This is a genomic window from Pseudomonas sp. EA_65y_Pfl2_P78 (assembly GCF_963970495.1).
GTDB classification, from domain to species: domain Bacteria; phylum Pseudomonadota; class Gammaproteobacteria; order Pseudomonadales; family Pseudomonadaceae; genus Aquipseudomonas; species Aquipseudomonas baetica_A.
Window position 1 is genome coordinate 64,898 of record NZ_CAXAON010000015.1, and the last position, 9,618, is coordinate 74,515.

Annotated in this window: 7 protein-coding genes; 5 read left to right on the forward strand and 2 right to left on the reverse strand. The window is 60.4% G+C overall.

Going from position 1 to position 9,618, the window contains the following annotated elements:
- Positions 1 to 36 precede the first annotated feature (36 nt).
- A complete protein-coding gene (gene rlmKL / locus AACY02_RS14035; protein WP_339432465.1) occupies positions 37 to 2,307 on the reverse strand; it encodes a bifunctional 23S rRNA (guanine(2069)-N(7))-methyltransferase RlmK/23S rRNA (guanine(2445)-N(2))-methyltransferase RlmL in 2,271 nt (756 codons plus the stop codon).
- Positions 2,308 to 2,836: 529 nt separating this feature from the next.
- Between rlmKL and rmf the strand changes: the two genes are divergently transcribed.
- Positions 2,837 to 3,052, forward strand: a complete 216-nt coding sequence (rmf, locus tag AACY02_RS14040) for a ribosome modulation factor (RefSeq protein ID WP_003223300.1) — start codon at positions 2,837 to 2,839, stop codon at positions 3,050 to 3,052.
- Positions 3,053 to 3,209: 157 nt separating this feature from the next.
- Here rmf and AACY02_RS14045 read toward each other — a convergent pair whose 3' ends face one another.
- Positions 3,210 to 4,229, reverse strand: a complete 1,020-nt coding sequence (locus AACY02_RS14045; RefSeq protein ID WP_339432466.1) for a quinone-dependent dihydroorotate dehydrogenase — start codon at positions 4,227 to 4,229, stop codon at positions 3,210 to 3,212.
- 235 nt (positions 4,230 to 4,464) lie between these two features.
- Between AACY02_RS14045 and AACY02_RS14050 the strand changes: the two genes are divergently transcribed.
- From AACY02_RS14050 to AACY02_RS14065, 4 genes are all read left to right on the forward strand, one after another.
- Positions 4,465 to 5,676: a CmpA/NrtA family ABC transporter substrate-binding protein gene (locus tag AACY02_RS14050; protein ID WP_339432467.1), complete on the forward strand. Its 1,212-nt coding sequence runs from the start codon at positions 4,465 to 4,467 to the stop codon at positions 5,674 to 5,676.
- Between the two features lie 15 nt (positions 5,677 to 5,691).
- Positions 5,692 to 6,267, forward strand: coding sequence for an ANTAR domain-containing response regulator (locus AACY02_RS14055; protein WP_339432468.1), 576 nt, complete (start codon positions 5,692 to 5,694; stop codon positions 6,265 to 6,267).
- Between the two features lie 255 nt (positions 6,268 to 6,522).
- Complete coding sequence (locus AACY02_RS14060) at positions 6,523 to 7,734, forward strand: nitrate/nitrite transporter (RefSeq protein WP_339432469.1); 1,212 nt, start codon at positions 6,523 to 6,525, stop codon at positions 7,732 to 7,734.
- Positions 7,735 to 7,741: 7 nt separating this feature from the next.
- Positions 7,742 to 9,412 carry a bifunctional protein-serine/threonine kinase/phosphatase gene (locus tag AACY02_RS14065; protein WP_339432470.1) on the forward strand — a complete coding sequence of 557 codons (1,671 nt, stop codon included), beginning with the start codon at positions 7,742 to 7,744 and terminating at the stop codon, positions 9,410 to 9,412.
- Positions 9,413 to 9,618: the final 206 nt, after the last annotated feature.

Below are 9,618 nucleotides of genomic sequence, written 5' to 3' on the forward strand. Positions count from 1 at the left end.
AAAATCAAGGCTCTGTGGATCCAATCTTTCCAAGCGTCAACGAGCCGTGATTTTCCAGGCGCGGTGAATCTTGGTGTTACGGGCGAAATCCGGATCAAGGGTCTGCGCGCTGATTTCCTCGACCGCATAACGCTCGGTCAAATTCTCCTCCAACTCGAACTTGCGGAAGTTGTTGGAGAAGTACAGCACGCCCCCCGGCGCCAGGCGAGCCATGGCCAGGTCGATCAACTGCACCTGATCACGCTGCACGTCGAAAATCCCTTCCATGCGCTTGGAGTTGGAGAAAGTCGGTGGATCGATGAAGATCAGGTCGTACTCGTCCCGGCAGTTCTCCAGCCACGCCATCACATCGCCCTGCTCCAGACGGTTCTTGTCCGAGTAGCCGTTCAGCGACAGGTTACGGCGCGCCCAATCGAGGTAAGTCTTCGACAGGTCAACACTGGTGGTGCTGCGTGCACCGCCCTTGGCCGCGTGGACGCTGGCCGTCGCGGTGTAGCAGAACAGATTGAGGAAGCGCTTGCCGGCGGCCTCTTTCTGAATGCGCATGCGGATCGGCCGGTGGTCGAGGAACAGGCCGGTGTCGAGGTAGTCGGTGAGGTTGACCAGCAACTTCACGCCGCCCTCGCTGACTTCGTTGAACTTGCCCTGTGCGCTCTGGCGCTCGTACTGCTTGGTGCCGCTCTGGCGTTCGCGGCGCTTGACCACCACGCGGTTCTTGTCGACGTTCAGCGCCTGCGGAATCGCCGCCAGGGCATCGAACATGCGGGCCGAGGCCTTTTCCGGGTCGATGGACTTCGGCGCCGCGTATTCCTGGACATGCACCCAATCGTGGTACAGGTCGATGGCCATCGAATACTCAGGCATGTCGGCATCGTAGACGCGGTAGCAATCAATGCCTTCGCGCTTGACCCACTTGCTCATGGCCTTGAGGTTTTTTTGCAGACGGTTGGCAAACATCTGCCCGCCTTCGCTCAAGCGCGGCTGCTCGATCACTGGTGCTGGGGCTGGCGTCGGTTTGATCGGATTGCCGTTCTTGTTGAATTTGCGCTCTTGTGGCTCGTCCGGGGTTTGATCGTAAGCGGCTTGCTCACGCTCGGCCTGACGCTGTTCCGGTGTGCGACGCTCACCGGTGACAAACTGATCCGGCAGCACTTTGATCAACAGCAGCTTGCACGGCAGCGCACCGTTCCAGAACGAATACTGCTTGTGGCTGCGAATGCCCATGCGCTTGCCCAGATCCGGCGCGCCGGTGAACACCGCCGCTTCCCAGTTCAGGCAGGCCTGACGCAGGCGCTCGCCGAGGTTCTGGTAGAGGTAAAGCAGGCTGGCTTCGTCACCCAGACGCTCGCCGTACGGCGGGTTGCAGATCACCAGACCTTTCTGGTTCTGATCCGGACGCGGCTCGAACGTCGCGACTTCGCCCTGGTAGATCTTGATCCACTCGCTTAAACCCGCACGTTCAACGTTGTTGCGGCCCGGTTGAATCAGGCGCGGGTCCGCTTCGTAACCGCGAATCCACAGCGGCGTCTTGGCCAGACCGGCAGCGGCACGCTGGGAAGCTTCTTCGTGGAGTTTCTTCCACAGCGCCGGGACGTGACCGAGCCAAGCGGTGAAGCCCCACTGTTCACGACGCAGGTTCGGCGCCATATCGGCGGCGATCATGCCGGCTTCGACGAGGAACGTACCGACACCGCACATCGGGTCAGCCAGCGCGCCGCCTTCAGCCGCAATGCGCGGCCAACCGGAACGGATCAGAATCGCCGCCGCGAGGTTTTCCTTCAACGGCGCCGCGCCCTGCTGCAAGCGATAGCCGCGCTGGTGCAGGCTGTGGCCGGAAAGGTCGAGGGACAGAATGGCTTCGCCGCGATCCAGACGCAGGTGAATGCGCAGATCCGGGTTCAGCTTGTCGATGCTCGGGCGATCGCCCTGCGGGGTACGCAGTTTGTCGACAATGGCGTCTTTGACTTTCAAGGCGCCGAAGTGGGTGTTGTCGATACCCGAGCCGTGTCCACTGAATTCAACGGCCAGGGTGCCGTCGCTGAGCATGTGGTCCTGCCACTCGACGTCGAGCACGCCGTGGTACAGGTCTTCAGCGTCTTTCATCGGAAAACGCTTGAGCACCAGCAGCACACGGTTAGCCAGACGCGACCAGAGGCACAGGCGATAAGCGGTTTCCATGGTCGCCATGCCACGCACGGCGGACGTGTGCTCGCGGGCGTCTTCAAGGCCAAGCCCGACGGCTTCCTCGATGAGCAGGCCTTCAAGGCCTTTGGGGCAAGTGAGGAAGAGTTCGAAACGATCGGACATGGTTTTTCCAGAGCCTTTGGCTAGTGAATCGGCAACGCATTGCCGATCCGGTTTTCAATCAGGCGCTTTTCTAAAAGAACGCCCGCGTGGCACGAAGGTGTGCCATTCCATCCCCGCTGCTCGGGTTAAAAGAGCTTAGATGCAAGGACAGATAAAAACGTGGTGAAACAAATTGCCGTAAAACGACCCTTCGTCGAATAGTACCTGACGCTAAACGTGGGTCATTCTCACTAAAGAATTAACCCCATCATCCAGCGCGGAGCCGATCATACCGGGGTTTGCCTAAAGAACACCCATGAAACCCGTCGGTACTTATGGCAATAGCACTATTTTTGTTACGTGCTTATGACAAAACGATCATTCCATCGGTGTGACTCATTGGTTAGAACTGAGCACAGGTTGACGTTGAAACGGCGTCAACACCTTGGCTCGCCACGCCGGCAGCGAGCCGCCAACGGCAGGAGTTTTCTGCCAGACCTCGATTGAGGTCAACGCGTCAAGAACAGTCAACAAGTGAGGGAAACACCCTATGAGAAGACTTAAGCGTGATCCGTTGGAAAGAGCATTTTTGCGCGGATATCAATATGGCGTTGGTGGAAAATCCCGTGAGCTTTGCCCATTTACTCTACCGTCGGTACGCCAAGCCTGGATCAACGGCTGGCGAGAAGGACGCGGCGACAACTGGGACGGTATGACCGGCACTGCGGGAATCCACAGACTCAACGAACTTCACGCCGTCGGCTGACACAGGGCATTTACTCCGACACGACAATCTGAATGTTTAACGCATTAACCACGCACGTCCTTCCCGGACGGCGGGCTGCGGCCCAGGGGCTCCTTCGAGGAGCCCTTTTTTATGCCTGAATGATCATTTTTTGTGCTGGACCACATAACCTGCGAAATCAGCGCAGGGCAGCGATGGCGTCGACCGACTCACGAATCAACGCCGGGCCTTTATAGATGAAGCCAGAATAAATCTGCACCAGGCTCGCACCGGCCGTGATCTTCTCAGCCGCATGTTTGCCTTGCGTGATACCGCCAGCGGCAATGATCGGCAAACGACCACCCAACTCACCCGCCAGCACCTTCACCGTGTGCGTGCTCTTGTCTCGCACCGGCGCGCCCGACAGACCACCCGCCTCATCACCATGCTCCATGCCTTCAACACCCACACGGCTCAGGGTGGTATTGGTCGCAATCACCGCGTCCATCCCGGTTTCGATCAACGCTTGCGCGACCTGCGCAGTTTCTTCGTCAGTCATGTCCGGAGCGATCTTGATCGCCAGCGGCACATGTTTGCCATGACGCAACGCCAGTTCGGCGCGGCGCGTGGCCAGGTCGGCCAGCAACTGTTTGAGCGAATCACCGAACTGCAAACTGCGCAGACCCGGGGTGTTCGGCGAGCTGACGTTGACCGTGATGTAACTGGCGTGGGCGTAGACTTTGTCCAGGCAGATCAGATAATCGTCCACGGCACGCTCGACCGGGGTGTCGAAGTTCTTGCCAATGTTGATGCCCAGCACGCCTTTGTATTTGGCCGCTGCGACGCGCGCCAGCAGGTTATCGACACCGAGGTTGTTGAAGCCCATGCGATTGATGATCGCCTCGGCTTCCGGCAGGCGGAAAATCCGTGGTTTCGGGTTGCCTGGCTGTGGGCGTGGAGTCACGGTGCCGATTTCGACAAAACCGAAACCCAGTTGCGCGAAGCCGTCGATGGCCGCGCCGTTCTTGTCCAGACCGGCCGCCAGACCCACCGGGTTCGGGAACTCCAGCCCCATGACCGTCACCGGCATCTTCGCCGGTGCCTTGCACAGCAAGCCATTGAGGCCCAAACGCCCACCCGCGCCGATCAGATCCAGCGACAGATCGTGGGAGGTTTCCGGGGAAAGTTTGAACAACAGCTGACGGGCCAGGGAATACATGGGCGGCGATGACTCGGGCGGCGAAAAGAGGCGGCGATTATAGCCGTGCATCGACCTGCCGTGCGAGGCGCACACGCAAATCGTGGCGACTGGCATATGCCTTGCACTTTCATCGTCATCAGCTCACAGGCCAACGGCGGCGTGCGGGCAATGACAATGGCGTCGTCCTCGGGTTTTGCCTGCGCAAAGCCTGGGACGGCGTTTTTTTTGAAGGCGGCTTTTGCAGGTGCACTCGATGAATGAACCCTCCGTCGGGCCGCTGGCCTGGGTCAACGGCAGTGATGCCCCGGAAAAAAGCGCAATCAACCTGGGTTTCATGGCCCTGAGCGATTGCGCCTCCGTGGTCGTCGCCGCCACTCAGGGCTTTGCCCAACCTTATGGGCTGACCCTGAACCTGAAACGCCAGACGTCGTGGGCCAATTTGCGCGACAAACTGGTCAGCGGCGAACTCGACGCCGCCCACAGCCTCTACGGGCTGATTTACGCGGTGCACCTGGGCATCGGCGGTGTTGCTTCGACCGACATGGCAGTGCTGATGGGCCTGAATCAGAACGGCCAAAGTCTCAACCTGTCACACGGTCTGCAAAACCTCGGCGTGACCAGTCCTGAAGCACTGGATCGTCATGCGCACCAAAGCCGCGCAAAACTGACCTTTGCCCAGACGTTCCCCACCGGCACTCACGCGATGTGGCTTTATTACTGGCTGGCGAGCCAGGGCATTCATCCGTTGCAGGATGTTGAGAGCGTGGTGGTGCCGCCACCGCAAATGGTCGCGCACCTGCAAGCCGGGCGCATCGATGGTTTTTGCGTCGGGGAACCGTGGGCAGCCAGCGCGGTACAGCAGGATCTTGGTTTTACATTGGCCACCAGCCAGACCATCTGGCCCGATCACCCGGAGAAGGTTCTCGGCTGCACCCGTGCCTTTGTCGAGCAATACCCCAACACCGCGCGGGCGTTGGTGATGGCGATCCTTGAAGCCAGTCGTTTTATCGAACAAAGCCCGCAGAATCGCCGCAGCACTGCGCAGTTGCTCAGCGCGCCGCAATACCTGGACGCGCCGATGTCGTGTATCGAACCGCGCTTTCTCGGTGACTATGCCGACGGCTTGGGCAATCGCTGGCAAGATCCTCACGGCTTGCGCTTTCACGGCAAGGGCGAAGTCAATTTGCCGTACCTGTCCGACGGCATGTGGTTCATGACTCAGTTCCGCCGCTGGGGGTTGCTGCGCGAAGATCCGGATTACCTCGCCGTCGCCCGCCAGGTTCAACAACTCGACATCTACCGTGAAGCCGCGACCGCCGTGGGCGTTGCCGCGTGGGCTACGGACATGCGCAGCAGCGAGTTGCTCGACGGCAAAGTCTGGGACGGCAGCGACCCGGCCGGTTACGCCCGCAGTTTCAAGCTGCACGCTCTGAGCGACGACGCTCCTCTTCTCGCCCGACGCTGACAGGAGACCGTGAACATGTTGCGTATTCTGCTGATCAACGACACGGCGAAAAAAGTCGGACGTCTGAAAACCGCGCTGACCGAGGCGGGTTTCGAGGTAATCGACGAGTCCGGCCTGACCATCGATCTGCCCGCGCGCGTCGAAACAGTGCGCCCGGACGTGATTCTGATCGATACCGAGTCACCCAGTCGCGATGTCATGGAGCAAGTGGTACTGGTCAGCCGCGACCAGCCAAGGCCGATTGTGATGTTCACCGACGAACATGACCCCAGCGTGATGCGTCAGGCGATCAAGTCCGGGGTCAGTGCCTACATCGTCGAAGGTATTCACGCACAACGGTTGCAGCCGATTCTTGATGTGGCCATGGCCCGCTTCGAGAGCGATCAGGCCTTGCGCGCGCAACTTCAGGCCCGCGACCAGCAACTGGCAGAACGCAAGCGCATCGAACTGGCCAAGGGTTTGTTGATGAAGATGAAGGACTGCAACGAGGAAGAGGCCTACACCCTGATGCGCCGCCAGGCCATGAGCCGCCAGCAGAAGCTGATTCAGGTGGCGGAGCAGATCATTGCCATGAGTGAGTTGCTGGGCTGAAACCGATATCGCGAGCGGGCGTACCTTGATCTCAACCTGTTGGCACAAATCTGGCTAGGCATTCAACACAGGTAACCAACGGCGGTTGCCCCACCCTCGACAAAGACGTCGCTCACCCGTTCGCCCCTCCCGGCGAGTCAGGTAGCGGCGTTTTTTCGTTTTGGCCCCACAGACCGGGGTCGGTGGTGCGGCCGTGGCGGCGCCCCACCTGCTGTGCATGACTCCTTTCGAGACTCTTTTCAGCTGAGGTGCGCGATGAATTCAAGCTTCTGGAAATCCGGCCATACCCCGACCCTGTTCGCAGCCTTCCTCTATTTCGACCTGAGCTTCATGGTCTGGTACCTGCTCGGCCCGTTGGCGGTGCAGATCGCCGGCGACCTGCACCTGACCACTCAACAACGCGGCCTCGTCGTCGCCACACCGATCCTCGCTGGCGCCGTACTGCGGTTTGTGATGGGCATGCTCGCCGATCGCCTGTCACCAAAAACTGCCGGAATGATCGGCCAGGTCATCGTGATCTGTGCACTGTTCGGCGCCTGGAAACTTGGCATTCATAGCTACGAACAGGCGTTGATACTGGGCCTGTTCCTCGGTATGGCCGGCGCGTCGTTTGCCGTGGCCCTGCCACTGGCGTCGCAGTGGTATCCGCCGCAGCATCAGGGCAAAGCCATGGGCATTGCCGGTGCGGGTAACTCCGGCACCGTGTTCGCGGCACTGATCGCCCCGGTACTGGCTGCATCCTTCGGCTGGAGCAACGTCTTCGGTTTCGCCCTTATTCCGTTGATCCTGACACTGGTGCTGTTCACCTTGCTGGCGAAAAACGCCCCCCAGCGGCCAAAACCCAAAGCCATGGCTGACTACTTCAAAGCCCTTGGCGACCGTGACAGTTGGTGGTTCATGTTTTTCTACAGCGTCACCTTCGGTGGTTTCATCGGCCTGGCGAGCGCCCTGCCCGGCTACTTCAACGATCAGTACGGTTTGAGCCCGGTGACCGCCGGTTACTACACCGCGGCCTGTGTGTTCGGTGGCAGTTTGATGCGGCCACTGGGCGGCGCCCTGGCTGATCGTTTCGGCGGCATCCGCACCTTGCTGGCGATGTACACCGTCGCGGCTATTTGCATCGCGGTTGTTGGTTTCAACCTGCCAAGTTCCTACGCGGCGCTGGCGCTTTTCGTCTGCACCATGCTCGGTTTAGGGGCAGGCAATGGTGCGGTTTTCCAACTGGTCCCCCAGCGTTTTCGTCTGGAAATCGGCGTCATGACCGGGCTGATCGGCATGGCCGGCGGTATCGGCGGTTTTGCGTTGGCGGCGGGCATGGGTGCGATCAAACAGAGCACCGGCAGCTATCAATTGGCGCTGTGGTTGTTCGCCAGTCTTGGCGTGCTGGCGTGGTTTGGTCTGCACGGGGTCAAGCGTCGCTGGAGAACCACCTGGGGGTCGGCGGCGGTGACGGCGGCGCGGGTCTGAAGAGTCCATGGCCCTGCAACTGAGTTTTGCCCAGGCCAGTGCCACCGGCCCGCGCGCGGAGAATCAGGACGCCTTGCGTCTGGTCACGCCCGCTCCGGCGCTGGCAGCGAGCAAAGGTTATCTGTTCGCCATCGCCGACGGTGTCAGCCAATGCGCCGATGGCGGACTCGCTGCACGCTCGACCTTGCAGGCCCTGGCGCTCGACTATTACGCCACACCGCAAACCTGGGGCGTGGCGCAGGCACTTGAGCGCTTGCTGATTGCGCAGAATCGTTGGTTGCAAGCCAACGGCGGTGGGCAACCGCTGCTCACCACAGTCAGCGCTTTGGTCATGCGTGGCCAGCGCTTTACCCTCGCCCATGTCGGCGATTGCCGGGTCTATCGCTGGCAGGCCGACCGCTTGCAGCGCATCTCCCAGGATCACGTCTGGGAGCAGCCGGGCATGCAACACGTACTCAAGCGTGCGCTGGGGCTGGATCAGCATCTGGTGCTGGATTTCCTTGATGGTGAGCTGCGCGCGGGCGAGTGTTTCGTGCTGCTCAGCGATGGCGTGTGGTCGACCCTGAGCGATACCGCGATTGCGGCCATTCTGCGCGACCAGCCGGATCTCGACAGCGCCGTACAGACGCTGGTCAACGCCGCGCACCTGGCGGGCAGTCAGGACAACGCCAGTGCTTTGCTGGTGCGGGTCGATGCCGTCGGTGAAGCGAGCATCGGTGACGCATTGATTCATTTGCAGCAATGGCCACTGCCGCCGCCGTTGAAAAACGGGCAGATGTTCGAAGGCTGGCAGGTGCAAGGCGTTGTCGGCAAGAGCCAGCAATCGCTGCTCTATCGAGTCATTGATGGGCAAGGTCGGCGCTGGTTGCTGAAAACCCTGCCGACGCGTCTGGCCGATGATCCCCAGGCCGGGCAGGCCTTGCTCTCGGAAGAATGGTTCCTCAAACGTGTCGCCGGCAGACATTTTCCCGAAATCCATGCTGGCCATCAGCGTCAGCATTTGTACTACGTGATGCGGGAATATGCCGGGACGACGCTGGCGCAGTTGTTTCAACAAAACGCTCCACTGCCCCTGGCGCAATGGCAAGACATTGCCGAGCGCTTGTTGCGGACGGTGGGGCTGCTGCATCGGCGGCAGATCCTGCACCGCGACATCAAGCCGGAGAATCTGCATCTGGGCGACGACGGGGAGTTGCGGCTGCTGGATTTCGGTCTGGCGTATTGTCCGGGGCTTTCGCAGGACACGCCTGCCACATTGCCCGGCACACCGAGCTACCTCGCCCCGGAAGCCTTTCGCGGCGACCCACCGAGTGCGCAACAGGATCTGTACGCGGTAGGCGTGACGCTCTATTTTCTGCTGACGGGGCACTTTCCCTATGGCGAGGTCGAAGCCTTCCAGCGGCCACGATTCGGCGTGCCGGTGAGTGCCGGTCGCTACCGCCCGGACGTACCGGAATGGGTCGCACAAAGCCTGGAGCGCGGTGTGGCTGGCGACCCGCAACAACGATTTGAAACAGCGCAAGAATGGTTATTGGTGTTGGAACAAGGGGAACGACGCAGCCTCAGCGTGCGGCCCAGGCCTTTATTGGAGCGTGAGCCTTTGAAGGTCTGGCGGACGATGGCGTTGCTGGCCTTGTTGGGGAATCTGGTGCTGCTGGTTTTGTTGTTTCACAGTTGAGACCGCGAAAGCGTCGGCCAGGCCAGCGCAAATTCATCAGCCAAACGCTCCACGAACGAGCAACCCGCCTCGATTCGGTGCAAAAAACCGGCAGTAACATACGGTTTCCCCCAATAAACCCGGCAATGCATCACTTGGCACAACCACTGCATTGCTCCGTTCACCACACATAAAGCCCAACCTTCAACGACGAAGGCCCGGCTTCC

What these genes read in the sequence shown, in the direction of transcription:
- rlmKL (WP_339432465.1), bottom strand. Translation starts at nt 2,307, where the DNA reads ATGTCCGATCGTTTCGAACTCTTCCTCACTTGCCCCAAAGGCCTTGAA.
- rmf (WP_003223300.1), top strand. Translation starts at nt 2,837, where the DNA reads ATGAGAAGACTTAAGCGTGATCCGTTGGAAAGAGCATTTTTGCGCGGA.
- AACY02_RS14045 (WP_339432466.1), bottom strand. Translation starts at nt 4,229, where the DNA reads ATGTATTCCCTGGCCCGTCAGCTGTTGTTCAAACTTTCCCCGGAAACC.
- AACY02_RS14050 (WP_339432467.1), top strand. Translation starts at nt 4,465, where the DNA reads ATGAATGAACCCTCCGTCGGGCCGCTGGCCTGGGTCAACGGCAGTGAT.
- AACY02_RS14055 (WP_339432468.1), top strand. Translation starts at nt 5,692, where the DNA reads ATGTTGCGTATTCTGCTGATCAACGACACGGCGAAAAAAGTCGGACGT.
- AACY02_RS14060 (WP_339432469.1), top strand. Translation starts at nt 6,523, where the DNA reads ATGAATTCAAGCTTCTGGAAATCCGGCCATACCCCGACCCTGTTCGCA.
- AACY02_RS14065 (WP_339432470.1), top strand. Translation starts at nt 7,742, where the DNA reads ATGGCCCTGCAACTGAGTTTTGCCCAGGCCAGTGCCACCGGCCCGCGC.